General features: G+C 71.9%; 12 protein-coding genes. 9 read left to right on the top strand and 3 right to left on the bottom strand.

Annotation, left to right across the window (positions count from 1 at the left end; translation table 11 throughout):
• Positions 1-7: 7 nt before the first annotated feature.
• Positions 8-1,540, bottom strand: a complete 1,533-nt coding sequence (gene eccB, locus OH735_RS27790) for a type VII secretion protein EccB (RefSeq protein ID WP_406384359.1) — start codon at positions 1,538-1,540, stop codon at positions 8-10.
• Positions 1,541-1,723: 183 nt separating this feature from the next.
• Here eccB and eccE point away from each other — a divergent pair, with 183 nt between their 5' ends.
• The 9 genes from eccE (at position 1,724) to OH735_RS27745 (ending at position 13,288) form a co-directional block, all read left to right on the top strand.
• On the top strand, positions 1,724-3,064 hold the full coding sequence (gene eccE, locus OH735_RS27785) for a type VII secretion protein EccE (RefSeq protein ID WP_406384358.1): 1,341 nt from the start codon (positions 1,724-1,726) through the stop codon (positions 3,062-3,064).
• The gene (locus tag OH735_RS27780; protein WP_406384357.1) at positions 3,061-3,771 is read left to right on the top strand and encodes a hypothetical protein; all 711 of its coding nucleotides are present in this window, start codon (positions 3,061-3,063) and stop codon (positions 3,769-3,771) included. Before eccE ends, OH735_RS27780 begins: the two co-directional genes overlap by 4 nt.
• An 85-nt stretch (positions 3,772-3,856) precedes the next feature.
• On the top strand, positions 3,857-4,090 hold the full coding sequence (locus OH735_RS27775) for a DUF397 domain-containing protein (RefSeq protein ID WP_406384356.1): 234 nt from the start codon (positions 3,857-3,859) through the stop codon (positions 4,088-4,090).
• A gap of 329 nt (positions 4,091-4,419) precedes the next feature.
• Complete coding sequence (locus OH735_RS27770) at positions 4,420-7,098, top strand: SCO5717 family growth-regulating ATPase (RefSeq protein WP_406384355.1); 2,679 nt, start codon at positions 4,420-4,422, stop codon at positions 7,096-7,098.
• 197 nt (positions 7,099-7,295) lie between these two features.
• Positions 7,296-9,164 (top strand): ABC transporter substrate-binding protein, encoded by a 1,869-nt coding sequence (locus OH735_RS27765; RefSeq protein ID WP_406384354.1) that lies wholly within the window; start codon positions 7,296-7,298, stop codon positions 9,162-9,164.
• 92 nt (positions 9,165-9,256) lie between these two features.
• Complete coding sequence (locus OH735_RS27760; RefSeq protein ID WP_406384353.1) at positions 9,257-10,339, top strand: ABC transporter permease; 1,083 nt, start codon at positions 9,257-9,259, stop codon at positions 10,337-10,339.
• The gene (locus OH735_RS27755; protein WP_406384352.1) at positions 10,336-11,271 is read left to right on the top strand and encodes an ABC transporter permease; all 936 of its coding nucleotides are present in this window, start codon (positions 10,336-10,338) and stop codon (positions 11,269-11,271) included. The genes OH735_RS27760 and OH735_RS27755 overlap by 4 nt, the downstream gene beginning before the upstream one ends.
• Positions 11,268-12,296 carry an ABC transporter ATP-binding protein gene (locus tag OH735_RS27750; protein WP_406384351.1) on the top strand — a complete coding sequence of 343 codons (1,029 nt, stop codon included), beginning with the start codon at positions 11,268-11,270 and terminating at the stop codon, positions 12,294-12,296. The genes OH735_RS27755 and OH735_RS27750 overlap by 4 nt, the downstream gene beginning before the upstream one ends.
• Positions 12,293-13,288, top strand: a complete 996-nt coding sequence (locus tag OH735_RS27745) for an oligopeptide/dipeptide ABC transporter ATP-binding protein (RefSeq protein WP_406384350.1) — start codon at positions 12,293-12,295, stop codon at positions 13,286-13,288. Before OH735_RS27750 ends, OH735_RS27745 begins: the two co-directional genes overlap by 4 nt.
• A gap of 96 nt (positions 13,289-13,384) precedes the next feature.
• On the opposite strand, the gene OH735_RS27740 is transcribed toward OH735_RS27745, so the two are convergent.
• Positions 13,385-14,338, bottom strand: a complete 954-nt coding sequence (locus OH735_RS27740) for a bifunctional riboflavin kinase/FAD synthetase (protein ID WP_406384349.1) — start codon at positions 14,336-14,338, stop codon at positions 13,385-13,387.
• Between the two features lie 43 nt (positions 14,339-14,381).
• Positions 14,382-18,149 carry a trypsin-like peptidase domain-containing protein gene (locus OH735_RS27735; RefSeq protein WP_406384348.1) on the bottom strand — a complete coding sequence of 1,256 codons (3,768 nt, stop codon included), beginning with the start codon at positions 18,147-18,149 and terminating at the stop codon, positions 14,382-14,384.
• Positions 18,150-18,169 lie beyond the last annotated feature (20 nt).

The raw sequence follows: 18,169 nt of genomic DNA, 5'->3' as shown, positions 1-18,169 counted from the left end.
GCGCTCCTCAGGAACCCTGCGGCTGGCGGGCCGCGCCGGTCGACAGGCGTGGTCCCGTGGGCAGGAACGAGGACCAGGCGGCCGGGATGGGCGCGGGCACGACGTCCTTGTATCCGAGCCGGTTCTGCGCTTGTTGCGCCTCCTGCTGCCGCTGCGCGCGCTCCTCCTTCGTACCTGATTCGCCGATGCCGGAGTCGTCCTGCACGCTGTCGCCGTTGGACTGCATGGCATAGCGCAGACCGGTGTCGGTGACCAGGAAGAGGGGACCGGAGTCGGCGCTGGACCCCTTGAACTGCCGGAAGAGCTGTCCGGATCCGGGGGTGACGTAGGCGCTGCTGGAGCCGGTGGGGAGCGTTGCGGGGAAACTCGTGCCCGCCCAGGTGCTGAGCGTGCTGGCCCCGTTCTTCGTGGCGACACCCCGCAGGACGTTGCACACGGTGTTACGGCTGCCGGCCGCGGTGCTCGCGGAGTTGACGGGCGTCGGCTCGCTCGTGGGCCAGTCCAGGTCCTGCCCGAAGGGCTCGCCGGGCTCGAACGCTCCGGCGCTGACATGCCTTTCCTTGCCGTCCTGGCCAAGGTTGACCAGGGCCCGGCTGCTGAGCAGGAGCTTCGCCACGAAGTCCGATACGGGGGCGACCCGGCCGGGCAGGACCACGTACTGCTGGGTCCTGGTGCCGGATGTCGCCGCGAGGACCATGCCCACCTTGTTCGCCTCGGGCGGCAGCTCCCCCGGGATGCCCGCGTCGACGCCAGGGGTTTCGGAGACGGTCGGGAAGTCGATCGCGTCTCCCGTGTGCAGGGTGTCCAGCCACGCGGCGGAGACCCGCTGGGGGGCGCGGCGGTCGCCGACCAGGGTGCGCAGCAGCAGTTCGTCCTTCTTCACCTTGTACGCCTTGCCGGCGGCGTCCACGATGTATCGGGCTCTGTCCGGTCCCGGTCCCTCGACGTACATCAGCTCACCGCCGTGCAGCCGGCCCGCGCCCTCGGTCTTCTTCTGTTCGCGCTCCGCGAAGACGAAGGCCGCCTTCTGGATGGCCCTGCCGCCCTCGCCGGGCCGCTCGCAGACGGCCCACCGCTTCTTCGAGCCGGCTTCGTCCTTGTCCGGCAGCCGGTCGGGGGCATAGGGGATGCCGAGCGTGGCGCCGTGCGGGATCTTGCCGTTGTCGAGGACCGATTCGTCGACGTTGATGACCTTGCCCTTGTCCGGGGCGAGGAGGAGCTTGGCGGACGACATGTTCAGCACGGGATGGAGCTGCGTCTTGCCATCGGTTTTCAACACCACATAACGCGTGGTGGATTTGCTGGCGATGATGACGTTCTCGTAGGGGGTGTCCCATTTCTGGGGTGCTACGGGCTTGAACATCCCCCAGGCTCCGAACGCCGCGAGGATGACGACGCCGACGACCGCTCCGGGCACCACCGCGCGCAGGGGGCGCGGTGCGCCCTCCTCCGAGCCGGTCGGGTTGGGTTGCAGGAACTGTGCGACCAACCTCCGCTTCGCGAAGGTGTAGGCGTTGAGTTCGTCCCGCCGTGATGCCATCTGTCCGCTGCCCCTTTTCCCCAGTGGGCGACCAGGTTCCCACACACGCCGTGGGCCACTGTCGTCGACTGGGCCCCCTACTATGCCTGTTGGCACTTGACCGGCGCTGCTCAGGTAGGGTGATCGCCCGGTCAATACCCGTGAAAAAAACGGTACATACGGATACGAGGGGGCAACGCGGCGATGGGTGCAGCGACTCGCGAGCGCACGGGGCGGGCTACCCATCGAACGTCCGGCCCTTCCCGACGGCAACGTGGCAACGATCCGGCCGGCGAAGCTCCCGCCCCGTCGGCGAACGCCCCTGCGGCGACGACTCTGCGGTCGATCTCGAGGACCGGTCGCCTCGGTCCCCTGCTGCGGCAGATGGTGCTCGCCGAGGCGGCCCTGGCGGTGGCCGCGGTGGGTGCCGCGCTCGGCGGTCCCTGGCTGGTGCCCGCGGTCGCGGTCGCCTGCCTGCTGGTGCTTCTCGCGGTGGTACGTCGCCGGGGCCGCGCCGTACAGGACTGGCTGTCGACGGCGCTCTCCCTCCGCGACCGCCGGCGAACGGCCGTGGCGTCCGCCGTGGATGCGGAGCCACAGCTGGCGCCGGTGGCGGAGAGTGTGCCGGGCTTCGCTCCGTACATCTATGTCGACCGGGACCGCCGCACGGTGGGCATGGTCGGGGACGGCACGTTCCTGACCGCTGTCGTACGGGTCGAGGCCAGCGGTGAATCGCTCCGCCAGGCGCGCGGTGCGCGGGCGCTTCCGCTGTCCCTCCTGGGCGATGCCCTCTCGGTGGACGACATCGTGCTGGAGTCCGCGCAGCTCGTGCAGCAGGTGCGCCCCGCTCCGGCGCAGCATCTGCCGCAGCAGTCGGCGGCACGACTCTCCTACGCCCCCCTTCAGGAACAGACCGGGGCGCCCGCGCTGCGGATGACCTGGGTGGCTGTGAAGCTTGATCCGGAGCTGTGCCGGGAGGCGATCGAGGCGCGCGGGGGCGGAATCGGCGGAGCTCAGCGCTGTCTGGTCCGGGTCGCGGACCATGTGGCGAGCCGGATCACCGGCGCCGGATTCCGGGCCGTGGTTTTGGACCAGGAGGAGCTGCACTCCGCCGTGGCCACGTCCGCGTGCGCCAATCCCATGCTCTCGGCCCGCGCCGGACGCCCGGATGTCGCGCCGCAGCGGCGGACGATGGAGACGTCGAGGGTCTGGCGGTGCGACGATCGTTGGCACACCGCCTATGCGGTGGACCGCTGGCCCGAGTTGGGCCGGGGGGCGACTCCTCTCCCGCGCCTCGTCTCGCTGTTGACCTCGGTCCCCGCGTATGCGACGACCTTCAGCCTGACGGTGCGACGCGGTTCGCGCCAGGGCGATGTTTCCGTGTCCGGTCACGTACGGATCACGGGTGGATCCGATACCGAACTGGTCGGGGTACGAAGGACATTGGAGCAAGCCGCACGGCACGCCAAGGTCGGCCTGGTGCGGCTGGACCGCGAGCAGCTGCCGGGCGTGCTGGCGACGCTCCCGCTGGGAGGCGCACAGTGACGAATCGCACCGAGCCGAGGCGGGGACTGCGCGGTCCTCGCCATGCGGGGCACACTCTGGCCACGGAGCACCTGGGCGCGCTGTCGTTGCCGGTCGGGGACGACGGCGTGATCATCGGCACCGATGCCGAGGGGCGCCCGCAGCTGATCGGGTTCCACCGCCCGGCACCGTACGACGTCCTGTTGATCGGCGGCCTGTGGACCGCGCAGGTACTGGCCCTGCGTGCGGCGGCCACGGGGGCTCGGGTAGCGGTCGAGACCGGGCGCACGCAGGCGTGGACCACTCTGGCGCAGGCCGCGGGTGCCGGTCTCGAATGCGTCTCCCTCCATGACGTGGGCCGGGTTCCGCCGACCGGAGCGACCGTGGGCAGCCCGGTGGTGGTGGTGCGGGACTGTGGAATGCGCCCGCCCCGTGGCCGGGTGGTGTCCTCACCCTGGCAGTCGGTGTTGACGCTGCTGCCCTATCTGAGCCCCGTGGCGCCCCGGTTGATGCGGGCGTCGACGCTCGTGGGTATCCAGCGGGTCTCGCCCGCCGAGGCGGAGCAGATCGGCCGGATCCTGGGGCTCGCGCGGGCCGAGAGCGAGGCTCTGCCCACCCTGGCGGACGGTGTCACGCTCTGGGTGGCGGGCCGCGAACGCCACTGGGTGATGACCAGTGCGACGGATGTCGAGACCGGCCTGCTGGGCACTGCTCGCCGGATGGATTGAATACTGTTCCGTTCGCAACCCCGGGCCTGCCGCTTCCAGGGAGGATGGCCGGGCAACGACACGGTTCGATCGAAGGGACGCCGACATGGGCACCCAGCAGGAAAAGGAAGAGCTCTACGCTCTCGACATCTCGGATGTGGAGTGGCTGAGCGCACCGGGTACCGAGGACGTCGAGGAACGGGTCGAGATCGCGCATCTGCCGGGCGGCGCGGTCGCCATGCGCTCGTCGCTGGACCCGGAGACCGTGTTGCGGTACACGGAGGCCGAGTGGCGCGCCTTCGTACTGGGCGCACGGGACGGTGAGTTCGACCTCACGTAGGCATGGGCCTGGTGAAAGGGTGGCTGTCCGAACACGGCGGCCACCCTTTCACCACGCCTGAATATGTGGCGAATTGACCACTTCCGTCTGTGTGCTCCGCCGTACTCGGGGCACTTGAGGGCGGTGCGTGACCTACTGGACAGTTTCTGCCGTGCGGTACGGCCTGCCGCAGTGAGCCCGATGGCGATTAGGGTGGGTCGGGGGGCAGCAGAAGAACCTGCGGGCAGGCGATGCGCGTCCCCAGGGGGAGAGCCGGGCGGATCGGACAACGGGAACGGTCGCCCCCACCCACCACGGCACAAGGGTGCTCGACCACACCAGGAGGCAAAGTGAACGGCGATCGGGACGAGATCCGCGGGGGCTGGAACAAGCCCGTCGACGAGTCGTCCGACGCGGAGCCCGCCGAGATGACGGGTGAGTTCACCATCGACTACACCCCGCCCGCCTGGTACACGCAGAATGCGCCGGGGGACTCGTCGGGCGGTGCCGGATCGCACCTGGCGCCGCCTCCGCCGCCCAGCGGGGCGCCGGTGTCCGTACCCGCGCCGCCGGCCGGGGGCGGTTTCGACCCCAACTGGACTCCGGCGCCGCCCGCGCCGGTTCACTCCGCCGCGGGTGACCCCGTTCCTTCGCCTGCTCCCACTCCTGCGGAGGGAGCGGGAGCGGTGACTTCCGGCGGGATGACGGACCCGTTCGGGGGCGGTGATGTGGAGAGCGGCGCGACCATGCGGTTCTCGCCCGCCGCGCTGAAGCGGGAGATCGCGGAGCGTGAGGGGGCGGCGAAGAGCGCGGAGGGGGACGGAGACGGGGACGGGAACGGCTCGGCTGCGGACCCGGGTTCCGCGGAAGACGGTGCCGGGGTTGGTGCTGGTGCTGGTGCTGGTGCTGGTGCTGGTGCTGGTGCTGGTGCTGGTGCTGGTGCTGGTGACGACCGTACGGATGAGGGCAAGGCCCCCGGCTCCGGTTCCGGCTCCGTTTCCGCTGAGGCCGCGGATGCACCCGCGGAGTTGCCCGCCGATGAGCCCGACGGCGCTGCCGCCGCGGACCCCGGTGCCGACGTCGCGGCGCCCGCCGATCCTCCGGCCGGCGACTTGACGAGCGGTGCCGCGGACGGGCCGGAGGGTGCAACCGCGCCCTCAAACGCCGTCGCGGACGCGGTGCCCCAGGACGCCCCGGCGCCCGCCGCGCCGGCCCCCTGGACGCCGGCACCGCCGCAGGGTGCTCTGCCGCCGCTGCCGCCCGCCTTCCAGCCCGCCGCGCCGCAGCCCAGCGCACCCCAGGCGGCGCCGCAGTGGCCCGCTCCGGCTCCGGCCGGCCAGGGGCCCGGCGGCTACGGATTCCCGCAGGCCGGCACGGTCCAGCCGCCGCAGGTACCCCACCAGCCGCAGGGCGGTTACGGCTTCCCGCAGCCGCCTCAGGCGCCCCAACAGCCGCAAGTACCCCAACAGCCGCAAGTACCCCAGCAGCCCCAGTGGCCCGCGCAGCAGGGCGCGCCCCTCCCCCCGCAGGTCCCTCAGCAGCCGGTCCAGGGCTCGCCCAATCTGCCCGCGCAGGTCGCCCCGCAGCAGTCCGTGCCCCAGCAGCCGGCCCACCCCCAGCAGCAACAGCAACAGCCGCCACAGCAGCAGCCCCACGGACAGCCCGTCGACCCGCGCACCGGGGCCGCCTGGCCCACCCCGGTCACCCACGACCAGCGCGAGCGTTCCGTGCCCGGCGCCCCGCTCGGGTACACGGCGGCGGTGGAGCTCTCCTCCGACCGGCTCGTCCGGGGCAAGCAGAAGGCGAAGAGCAGCCGCAATCCGTCCGGCGCGGCCCGCTTCAAGCTCGGTGGCAAGAAGGAGGAGGCCGAGCGGCAGCGCAAGCTCGACCTGATCCGTACGCCCGTGCTGTCCTGCTACCGGATCGCGGTCATCAGCCTCAAGGGCGGCGTCGGCAAGACCACGACGACCACCGCCCTCGGCGCGACCCTGGCCACCGAGCGGCAGGACAAGATCCTCGCCATCGACGCCAACCCGGACGCGGGCACGCTCGGCCGCCGGGTGCGCCGGGAGACCGGGGCCACCATCCGTGACCTGGTCCAGGCGATCCCGTACCTCAACTCGTACATGGACATCCGCCGCTTCACCTCGCAGGCGCCCTCCGGTCTGGAGATCATCGCCAACGACGTGGACCCGGCGGTCTCCACGACGTTCAACGACGAGGACTATCGGCGCGCCATCGATGTGCTGGGCAAGCAGTACCCGATCATCCTCACCGACTCGGGTACCGGTCTGCTCTACAGCGCGATGCGCGGAGTGCTGGACCTCGCCGACCAGTTGATCATCATCTCGACGCCGTCGGTCGACGGTGCGTCCAGTGCGTCCACCACGCTGGACTGGCTGTCGGCGCACGGGTACGCGGAACTCGTACAGCGTTCCCTCACCGTCATCTCCGGAGTTCGCGAGACCGGCAAGATGATCAAGGTCGATGACATCGTGCAGCACTTCGAGACGCGCTGCCGCGGCGTGGTCGTCGTACCGTTCGACGAGCATCTGGCGGCCGGCGCGGAGGTCGACCTCGACATGATGCGCCCCAAGACCCGCGAGGCGTACTTCAACCTCTCCGCGTTGGTGGCCGAGGACTTCGCGCGCGCTCAGCAGCAGCAGGGGCTCTGGACGTCGCACGGCTCCAATCCGCCTCCGCAGTACGCCCCGCCGCTGCCCGGCCAGCAGTACGCCCCGCAGCAGCCGTACCCGCCGCAGCAACAGCCGTACGGCGGCGGCCAGCAGCCCCCGCAGTCGTACCCCCCGCAGCCCGGCCCCGGAGTGCAACAGCACGGCTGGCAGCAGTCGTTGCCCTCCCAGGCCCAGTCCGCGGCGAGCCCGGCCGGTCCGCCGCCCCACCAGCAGCAGCAGCCCGGCCTGCCGGCCGGTCAGCCGGGGCAACCCGGTCAGCAGGTCCCGCCCGAACTGCAGGGCCCCGTACCACCCGTGGGCTGGCAGCAGCCGCCGCCAGCGCCTCAGCAGTAAGGCGACAGAGGTCTAAACCAATGAGGGCCCGCACCGTCTCCACGGTGCGGGCCCTCCGCGTATTCCCGCAGACCACACGCCGTTTCGATGACCGTTGACGTGGCTCGACCACCGCTGATAAACCTTCGCTTCACCAGCTGGCGAACCACAGATCAACCCGCCTTCTCCGTGCGAGTCATGACGCGAGGTCCTTGACCATGGTCGAAAGAGTTTCACCACTGACTGCCCAGCCACGCTCACGTCTGCGTGTCCTGCTGGCCTCCGGCGCCGCCGCTCTGGCGCTGACCGCCGGTTCCGTCGTCGGCGTGCCCCTCGGTGCCGCGCCGCAGCAGGCGCAGGCCGCCGACAGCGGCAAGTCGACGCTGACCGTCGCCGTCGCACAGAGCGTCGACTCTCTGAGCCCGTTCCTCGCTCAGAAGCTGATGAGTACGAGCATCAGCCGGCTCATGTACGACTTCCTGACGAACTACGACCCCAAGGACAACCACGCGGTCCCCGCTCTCGCCACCAAGTGGGAGCCGTCCGCGGACAAGTTGACCTGGACGTACACCATCCGGTCCGACTCCAAGTGGTCGGACGGCCAGCAGGCCACCGCCGAGGACGCGGCGTGGACGTTCAACAAGATGATGACCGACGAGGGCGCCGCGCAGGCCAACGGCAACTTCGTCGCGAACTTCAAGAAGGTGACGGCTCCGAGCCCGACGCAGTTGGTCATCGAGCTCAAGGAGCCGCAGGCCACCATGGCCGCGCTCGACGTGCCGATAGTCCCGAAGCACGTCTGGGAGAAGGTCGGTGACTTCTCCAAGTTCAATAACGACACGAAGTTCCCGATCGTCGGCAACGGGCCGTTCATCCTGACGGACTACAAGGTCGACCAGTACGTGAAGCTCAAGGCCAACAAGAGCTTCTGGCGCGGTACACCGAAGTTCGACGAAGTGGTCTTCAAGACGTACAAGGACCAGGACGCCGCGGTCGCCGCGCTGCGCAAGGGTGAGGTCTCCTTCGTCGCCGGCTCCCCCGCCCTGACGCCCGCCCAGGCCGCGTCCCTCAAGGGCGACAAGAACATCAAGGTCAACGAGGGTCCGGGCCGCCGCTTCTTCGCGCTCGCCACCAACCCGGGCGCGCAGACCAAGGACGGCAAGAAGTTCGGCGACGGCAACAAGGCCCTTCTCGACCAGAAGGTGCGCCAGGCCCTCTTCCTGTCCATCGACCGCAAGACCATCATCGACAAGGTCTTCCAGGGCCACGCCGTCGAGGGTCAGGGCTACATCCCGCCGCGCTTCTCCGCGTACTTCTGGCAGCCCTCCGCCGACCAGAGCCTCGCGTACGACCCGGCCAAGGCCGCCAAGCTCCTCGACGAGGCGGGCTACCCGCTCAAGGGCGACCAGCGCGTCGGCAAGGACGGCAAGCCGCTCGACCTGCGCATCCTCTGCCACGCCACGGACCCGAACGACAAGGCGATCGGCAAGTACCTCAAGGAGTGGTGGGGCAAGCTCGGCATCGGGCTCAAGGTCGACTGTCTCGACGACGTCTCGGTGCCGTGGTACGCCGGTGAGTACGACCTCGCCTTCGACGGCTGGTCGGTCAACCCGGACCCGGACTTCATCCTCGGCATCCACACCTGTGGCGCTCTGCCGGCGAAGGCCAAGGACAGCGCCACCACCGACAACTTCATCTGCGACAAGACGTACGACGAGCTCTACAAGAAGCAACTCGCCGAGTACGACCCGGCCAAGCGCGCGGACATCGTCAAGCAGATGCAGTCGTGGCTGTACGACTCGGGGTACATGAACATCATCGCGTACCCGAACGCGGTCGAGGCCTACCGCACCGACCAGATCAAGTCGATCAAGACCATGCCCGAGGCGGCGGGCAACATCTACGGCCAGGACGGGTACTGGAGCTGGTGGTCGGCCGTTCCGGCGGGCAGCAGCAGTTCGGACAGCTCCGGCGGGTCCGGCTCCACCGGAGTCGTCGTAGGCATCATCGTGGTCGTCGTGGTACTCGCCGGTGGCGGACTGTTCATCGCGATGCGCCGCCGCACCACCGCGGACGACCGCGAGTAGTCACGCGGACGGGTTGAGAGGGGCCGGCCGGGGCGGCGCGCAGCCGCCCCGCCGGTTCCCTCTAAGTGCAGCACGAGTAACGAGAGTTCCCCATGACAGCTGAAAGCACTCCGGCGCTCGTGCAGATCGCGGACGCGGACACCGAAGGTCCGGCTCAGGCCGGCCCGGCGGCCGCCCGCGGTCCACGGGCGCGTAACACCAAGGCCTATCTCCAGTACGTCGCGGCCAAGATCGCGGGCGCGGTCGTCTCGCTGTTCGCCGTGCTCGTCACCAGCTTCTTCCTCTTCCGGCTCATTCCCAGCGACCCGGTGAAGCAGATGACGGGCGGCCGTCCCGTCTCCGCCGAACAGCTCCAGTCGCTGCGTCATCAGTTCGGCCTCGACCAGCCGATGTGGCGGCAGTTCACCAGCTACGTCGGCGACGCCCTCACGGGCGACTTCGGCACTTCGTTCCAGTTCCACGCGCCGGTCATCGACAAGATCACCGAGGCGCTCCCCGCGACCCTGCTCCTCACCGGCACGTCGTACGTCCTGTACACCGCGCTCGGCATCTGGCTCGGCACCCGTACCGCGTGGCGCAACGGCTCCACGAGCGACCGCTTCAACACCGCCTTCGCGCTGACGCTCTACTCGGTGCCGTCGTTCTGGCTGGGCCTGCTCCTGATCATCGTCTTCTCGGTGGGCATCGGACCGATCCCCGGGATGTTCCCGACCGGCGGAATGCAATCGGGCGGCGAGAGCGGATTCGCCTACATCCTCGATGTGGCCCATCACCTGGTCCTCCCGGTGATCACGCTGGTCGCGGTCGGGTACGCGCAGACGCTGCTGGTGATGCGCTCCTCGCTGCTGGACGAGATGGGCAGCGACTATCTGACGACGGCCCGCGCGAAGGGGTTGCGGGACGATGTCGTACGCCGCAAGCACGCCGTGCCGAACGCGATGCTGCCGACGTTCACGCTGATGTTCGTGAACCTCGGCCATGTGGTCGCCGGGCAGATCCTGGTCGAGACGGTGTTCTCCTGGCCGGGCCTCGGCGGTCTCTTCTACCAGGCGCTGAGCGTGCCCGATCTTCCCCTCGTGCAAGGGCTGTTCTTCACCTTCGCCACTGCGGTGATCCTGGCGAACACCCTCGCCGACGTGCTGTATCCGCTGCTCGATCCCCGGGTGGGCCGATGACGACCGAATCCATGCCCACGCCGACGAAGGCCGAACCGGCCGGGAATCCACGCACGCTCGCCCGCGCCCGCAAGCGGCAGTCCGCCGCCCGGTTCTGGCGGGAGTACCGCAAGCACAGGAGCGGGCTGTGGGGTCTGGGCGCGCTCGTCCTGATCGCGCTGATCGCCTTCTTCGCGCCGCAGCTCGTCGGCGCCGATTCGCAGAGCGTCACCGGCGCACCCGGTGGCGCGCTGGAGTCGCCGAGCGGTGAATTCCCGCTCGGTACGGACCAGTTCGGACGCAGTGTGCTGGCCCTGCTGGTGTGGGGCGCCCGGGTCTCATTGACGGTCGGTCTGCTCGCGGCGTTCCTGTGCGTCGCCATCGGCACGGTCGTCGGCATCGTCGCGGGGCACTTCCACGGCTGGTACTCGACGGTCCTGATGCGGATCACCGACTGGTTCCTGGTGATGCCGACCCTGGTCCTCGCGATCGCGCTCGCCACCGTGATGGACCGCTCGATGTGGACGGTCATCATCGCGATCGGCGTCACGACCTGGCCGACCACGGCCCGGCTGGTCCGCGCCCAGACCCTGGCCGTGGAGTCCCGCCCGTACATCGAGCGGGCCCGTGCCCTGGGCGGCGGCCACGGACACGTCATGGTCCGGCACGTCCTGCCGAACGTGATGCCGCTGGTCCTCGCGCAGACGACGCTGGTGATCTCCAGCGCGATCCTCACCGAGGCCACCCTGGCGTTCCTCGGCCTGAGCGATCCGACCATCACCTCCTGGGGCGGCATGCTCCAGGACGCCCGCGAGGCGGGCGCGGTGAGCGCGGGCGACTGGTGGTACCTGGCACCGCCCGGCATCGCCATCGCCGTGGTGGCCCTGGCGTTCACGCTGTGCGGCCGCGCCATCGAGTCCGTCCTCAATCCCAAGCTGGGGGTGGCCCGTTGAGTACGACGAGCATCCGTAGGACGCCGCTTCTCGACGTACGGGACCTCACGGTGACGTACGCGGGTGGGGCGCAGGCCGTCCGCGGGGTGAACCTCACCGTCGTCGCGGGGCAGAAGCTCGGCATCGCCGGTGAGTCGGGCTGCGGGAAGTCGACGCTGGCGCTCGCGCTGCTGCGGCTGCTGCCCGCCGGGGCGAAGGTCTCCGGCGAGATCCTGCTGAACGGCGAGGACGTCCTCGCCATGAAGTGGGGCCAGGTCAGGGCGGTGCGCTGGGCGGGGGCGTCGATCGTGTTCCAGGGCGCGATGCACTCGCTCAACGCGGTGCACCGCATCGGCGACCAGATCGCCGAGCCGATCCTGCTGCACCACAAGGCGACGCAGGCGGCGGCCGCGAAGAGGGCCGGCGAACTCCTGGAGCAGGTGGGGCTGCCGGCCGCCCGCGCGAACGCCTATCCGCACGAGCTCTCCGGCGGACAGCGGCAGCGCGTGATGATCGCGATGGCGCTCGCCTGCGATCCGGGGCTGATCATCGCGGACGAGCCGACCACGGCTCTCGACGTGATGATCCAGGCCCAGATCCTGCGGCTGATCGAGCGGCTGGTGTCCGAGCAGGACCTCGGCCTGATCATGATCAGCCATGACCTGGCGGTGCTCTCGGACACCTGTGACCGGCTCGCGGTGATGTACGCGGGCCGGGTCGTGGAGGAGGGCCCGGCGTCCGAGGTCTACGAGAACGCGCACCACCCGTACGGCAAGGCCCTGTCCGGCGCCTTTCCGCGCATCGGCGACCCGGCCTCCCGGTTCGCGCCCCGCGGGCTGCCCGGCGACCCGCCGGACCCGTCGGCGCTGCCCGGCGGCTGTACGTTCCACCCGCGCTGTCCGGTGGCCCTGGACTCCTGCACGACGCAGGACCAAATGCTGCGGGAGGCGGGGGCGGAGCGGCGGGCGGCCTGTGTGCTGGTGGAGCCGGGGGCCGCCGCGGCGCCGGCCCTGCCGGGTGCCGAGGAAGCAAGGAGCACATCATGAGCACCACCACTCCCCTGCTCAGCGCCGAGGGGCTGAAGGTCACCTTCCCCGGCCGGCGCGGAGCCGCCCCGGCGCGTGCCGTGGACAGCGTCGACCTGGACATCCGGCCCGGCGAGATCGTCGCGCTGGTCGGCGAATCGGGCTGCGGCAAGACGACACTGGCGCGTTCGCTGCTGGGCCTGGTACCGCCGACGTCCGGGCGGGTGACCTTCGACGGGCAGCCGCTCGACTACGCGAGCCGGGCGCTGAAGGCGTACCGCAAGCGGGTCCAGCTGGTGCTCCAGGACCCCAGTGGTTCGCTCAATCCACGGCACACGGTGTACGACGCCGTCGCCGAGGGTCTGCGGATCCACGGGTACGCGGGCGACGAGCGGACGGCGGTGGCCGAGGCGCTGGCACGGGCGGGGCTGCGGCCGCCGGAGCGGTTCTTCCTGCGCTATCCGCACGAGCTGTCGGGCGGTCAGCGCCAGCGGGTCGTGATCGCGGGCGCGCTCGTCCTGGAGCCGGAACTCATCGTGGCCGACGAACCGGTGGCGTCGCTGGACGCTTCGGTGCGCGGCGAGATCCTGGCCCTGCTGCTGCGGCTGCGGGACGAGCTGGGCCTGTCCGCGCTGGTGGTCACGCACGACCTCGGGCTGGCGTGGAACATCGCGGACCGGGTCGCGGTGATGTACCTCGGCCGGATCGTGGAGACGGGCGAGGTGGAGCAGATCCTGACCGCCCCGCAACACCCGTACACCCAGGCGCTGTTGTCGGTGCTCCCGGAGGCCGGGGGCGATCCGGTGATTCTGACCGGTGAGCCGCCGGACCCGTCCAGGGTGCCGTCCGGGTGCCGGTTCCACGCCCGTTGCCAGGTGCTGGCCTCGGGCGAGGCGGAGCGGGCGGGCGTCGCGGACGCGTGCCGTACACAGGATCTGCCGGTGCTCGCGGGCGGCGGGCAGACCCAGGTGGCGTGCCACTGGGCGAACGCGGCCGCAAAGGCACTGGCGTAACGCGGGGGCAAAGGGCCCGTCCGGCGGGCACCCTGTCACGGCCGGGGCCGGGACCGTTCTCGACGGTCCCGGCCCCGGCCGGATACGCGGAGGGAGTCAGCCGCGCTCGTACGCGGCGACCAGCTCGCTGCACCGCTTCACATCGGCGGCCATCGCCACGAGCAGGTCGTCGATCGAGTCGAACTTCAGCATTCCGCGTACGTACGCGAGGAAGTCCACCGAGACGTGCAGCCCGTACAGGTCGAGGTCGACGCGGTCGATCGCGTACGCCTCCACCGTCCGCTCGGTGCCGTCGAACTGCGGGTTCGTGCCGACGGAGATGGCGGCGGGCATCGCCTCGTCGTTCACGTTGAGCCAGCCGGCATAGACGCCGTCGGCGGGGATCGCGGTGTGCGGCAGGGTCTCCACGTTGGCCGTGGGGAAGCCCATGTCGCGGCCGCGCTGTGCGCCTCGGACCACGATGCCCTCGACGCGGTGCGGATGGCCCAGGATCTCGGCGGCGCCCGCGACATCGCCCTCGGCGACCAGCCGTCGGGTGAGGGTGGAGGAGAACGGTTCGCCGCCGCCCGCCTCGCCGCTCACATACAGGTCGACGACCTCGACGTCGTAGTCGTAGGTCTCGCCGAACTCGGTGAGCAGCTGCACATTGCCGGCCGCCTTGTGCCCGAAGCGGAAGTTCGGGCCCTCGATGACCAGCTGCGCGTGCAGCTTGTCGACGAGCACCTTCACGATGAAGTCGGCGGGTGCCAGCTTGGAGAACTCGGTGGTGAACGGCAGGATCAGCACCGCGTCCACGTCCAGTTCCGCCATCAGCTCGGCACGCCGGTGGTGCGGGGCGAGCAGCGGCGGGTGGCTGCCGGGCCGTACGACCTCGCTGGGGTGCGGGTCGAAGGTCACCACGACCGACGGCACACCCAGCTCGCGGGCCCGCTCCACGGCCCGCCCGATGATCAGCTGGTGCCCGCGGTGCACCCCGTCGTAGGAACCGATGGTGACGACGCTGCGTCCCCAGTCCTCGGGGATGTCCTCCAAGCCACGCCAGCGCTGCACTGTGACCGCTCCTCGCCCGAACCCGTGTACGTGAGATTGCTTGTTACGCAGGTCTAAGACTGCCATGCTCACGCCCCTCGGCCCGCATCGGCATCGTTTTCCGGCCCGCCAGCGCCTCCACCGTCCGCCGCGCGCTGGGGCCGACGAGCGCCGCCCACTCCTGCGGGGCGTCGGCCAGCCACCCGGTGACCAGTGCGGCGAACCCGGGTAGGTCACGGGCCAGTTCGACCAGTCCGCGGTCGAAGCGGACCGCGCCTTCGGGGGTACGGACCAGCAGCATCCCGGTGCGGTGGACCAGGGCGCGGGTACGGGCCGGTGCGCGGGCTCCGGAGCCGGTCGCGGCGGCCCGCAGCAGCGCGTCGAGCACGGCCGGATCGCGGTGGGCGTCCTGCTCGAAATCCAGCAGGACCTCCAGCAGCTCGCCCCGCAGCTGCCCGGAGGCGGGGCTGCCCGGCGCGGCGAGCACCCCGGCGAGCGCGCCACGCACCGGCGGTGGCACGGGGCGGTCCCGCAGCAGCCCGGTCACCAGAGGCAGCAGCAGGGCGCGGGCGGCCGGTCCTTGCTCCAGCCTCCGGTCGAGGTACGCGGCGGCGTGCACGGCGTCGTCCGGGTGGCTGTCGATGTACGCCCGCACGAGCCCGGCGGTGTGCAGGGCCAGCTCGGGGGCGTCGATCCCGGCGAGCGAGCACAGCAGCTCGCCCGCGCCGTCGTCGGGCCGGGTGAGCCGCTCCCGGAACGCGGTGAGGACCTGCTGCGGATGGGAGGGCAGCATGCGGGCGAGCGCCTCGGCGGACAGCTGCGGCCCGCCCGCGACGAAGGCCCGCAGCGCCTGCGGGAAATAGCGGTCCCTGGTCTTCGGATCCTGTACGAGGAAGGTGAGCGCGGCCCCGTGCAACGCGGCGTCGGCCGGGCGGGCCAGCAGGGCGAGGGCGGCCCGGTGCAGCAGCCCGCGGTCGGCGTCGAGGGTGGCGTGCGCCGCGGCGACCAGCGCGTACGAGGCCGCGGCGGCCCGGCGGGCGGGCCGGTCCTCGTCGCGGGCCCAGCGGTAGACGGCGCGGCACAGCGCGGCGGGCTCGTCCTCGGCCAGCGTGGCGAGGAGCTCCTCGGCCCGGGGGTGGGCGGTCGCGACGAGGGCGTCGGTCAGCTCGTCGACGGCCAGGTCGCGGCGGGCGTAGAGCAGCGCCTGCGCCGCGTCGGCCACCGTCGGGCGCAGCGCGAGCCCCTCTTCGGCGGGCAGCGGGCGCTCGTCGGTGAACCAGCCGCAGAGCAGTGGCTGCACGGTCCGGGGCCGGTCGCCGAGCCGCCGCGCGACGGCGTCCAGAAACCGCTCGCCGCTGTCGCCGTCCCGGTCTCCGCGGGGTTCGCCCCGGCGCGGGCCGTCGGCGGGGACGAGGCGGCGGAGCAGATCGATCCGGTCCGCCTCGGGCAGCCGCAGCCGCCGCCAGAACCACGGCCCGAACTCGGCGTACAGCCCCGGCCCGCCGACGGCCGCCCGCCGGACGGTCCGGTCGGCGAGCAGCCGCGCCACCCCGAGCTGGGGCCGGGCATCGGGCATCCGGAGCAGGGTCTGCGAGAGCAGGTGGACCGCCCACCAGCGGGCGTCGTGCCCGGCCCCGGCGCGCGCCCCGGTCCCGGGCTCCGGCGACAGCCGGTCCAGGGCCTCGACGAGATCGGCCAGCCGCTGCGCCAGCGCGGCGGGCCCCCGGCGGCGCCCCAGGAGCAGCAGGGCCTGGATCAACGGACCGGACCGATGACGCGGCACGGGCAGAACGCGCGGCCGGACCGCCACCCCGGCCTCCGACCCGGCCGCCCGGCAGAGCTCCGCACGCGGCTCGGGTGCCCGGCGGGTTCCCTTTCCCCGTGCGTCCGCCGCAGCCCCCCGGCCGCGCCCCGCACGCGGCCTCCTCGGCTCCGGAACGCGAGGTTCCGTCACCTCGGCCGCCACCGTCGGCTCGGCCCCCGCCACCGCCTCGGCCCCCGCCGTTGTCGCTGTCGCCCCCTCCGCCGCGTGCCACCGGTGGATCAGCGCGTGCAGCGCCGCGTCCAGGTCCAGATGGGCGCCCTGCACCCAGTCGCCCAGCTCCTCGTGCGCGAAGCGGTAGCCCGCGCCCGCCGGGACGAGCAGGCCCTCCGTGAGGACCGCCGACGCCCAGCCCGTGCGCCAGGGGAACACCTCCTCGAAGGCCGCCCCGTCCAGCTTTCCCTGGCCGGGGCCCAGACAGCGGCGCGCCGCCTCGTGGACCTGCCCGGCCACCCGCGTGGCCAGGCGGCGGACCGCGGTGCCCCCGGGCGCCGGGCCCGATGCGGCTGCGATACGGACCGCGATGCGCAGGCACATCAGGTCCAGGTGGGCGCCGAAGACGTCCTCCGTGTCGGGCTGCCCCAGGACGTCGCCGGGCAGCGCCGCGCGCACCTCCGCGAGGAGGCGCAGGGTGAGCGGGTGCCGGTCGTGGCCGGGGGCGAGCGCGTCCGGCGGGATGGCGTACCGCTCCCGGGCCCGTTCGGCCTGGCTCGCGGTGAGGTCGCCGAGGCGGACCGCGGGCGGCAGCCGCCCGGCCGGCCGGGCGGGGCGGTGCAGGGCATCGGGCGGGCAGAGCGCACCGGCCGTCTCCCAGTGCTCGGGGGTGCAGGCGACCACGAGCCGCGCCCCGTTCCCGCGCAGCCAGTCGACGGTGCCGGCGATCCACCGGGCCGGTCCGGGGGCCGGCATGGGAGGCATCTCCTCGGGGCTGTCCAGCAGCACGAGGAGCGGGTTCCCGGACTCCTCGGCCAGCCGGGCCACCCGCTCGGGGGTGGCGGTCGCCATGTCGCCCCGCGCACCGGCGGCGGTGACGATCCGACAGGACCGCCGGAGCGCACGGCCGATCGCATCGGCGACCGAGGTGTCGTCGGCCAGCAGGTCGGCGCCGCGCAGCCAGAGCGTGGGGGCGGGTACGGAGCCGCGGGCCCGGCGGGCGGCGAGCGCGGCCAGTTCGGTGGTACGGCCAGTGCCCAGCGCTCCGACGAGGCCCAGGACCACGGCGGGCCCGCGCGGCGCGGACGAGGGGCCGCCGGGGGCCGAGAAGGCGCTGAACTCCGCGAGGACGTCGGGGCGTTCGACCGGATCGGGGCAGGCGTCCGGCCCACCCGCCGAGCCGAGCGAGGTCGCGGTGAGGTGCAGGGCACCCGCGAGATTCAGGTCGCGTCCGTATCCGGGAACGCCCGTCGCGTTGCGCCTCAGCAGCGCGCCCAGCGGACCGTCGGCCGCCGCGCCGTGCAGCGGCACCGCCAGCGCGGCGGCGGGATGCCCGGCACGCAGCGCGGTACCGAGCACGGCGATGACCGCGCCGCTCTCCGGGTCGACGACGGGCCCGCCCACGGCCGCGCCGCCGAACAGCAGCGCGTCCCGGCCGTCCGTACCGAGCGCGAGCTCCATCGCCGCGGCGATCCGATGGGTGCGGCCGTTCGCCGTGTACGTCACCGGGGTCGTGCCGAGCACGCGCGCCTCGCGCCGGCCGTGGGCGGCGATCGTCACATACGCACCAGCGTCGATCCGGTCCCGCGATGCGATCGGCATCGGCTCCACGCCGAGCGCGGACAGCCCTCCGGTGCGCAGCAGGGCGAGGTCGAGGCCGGGCAGCGCGGTGACATCGGCGGCCTCGACGCAGCAGCTGCGATCGTCCGTTCCGTACAGGACGAGCCGGGTGCGACCGTCGACCGCTTCATGGCTGGTCACCACCGTGCCCCGGTCGTCGGCGACGAATCCGGTCCCCCGCGGCCGGCCGGCCGGATCGCAGATACGTACCAGCGCTGCCCGGTCCCCGCTTCCCATGGTCCGACGTTAGGTCGGCG

Source organism: Streptomyces sp. NBC_01618 (genome assembly GCF_045209435.1).
In the GTDB taxonomy this organism is placed as follows: Bacteria; Actinomycetota; Actinomycetes; order Streptomycetales; family Streptomycetaceae; genus Streptomyces.
This window is presented reverse-complemented; position numbering and strand designations above follow the sequence as displayed.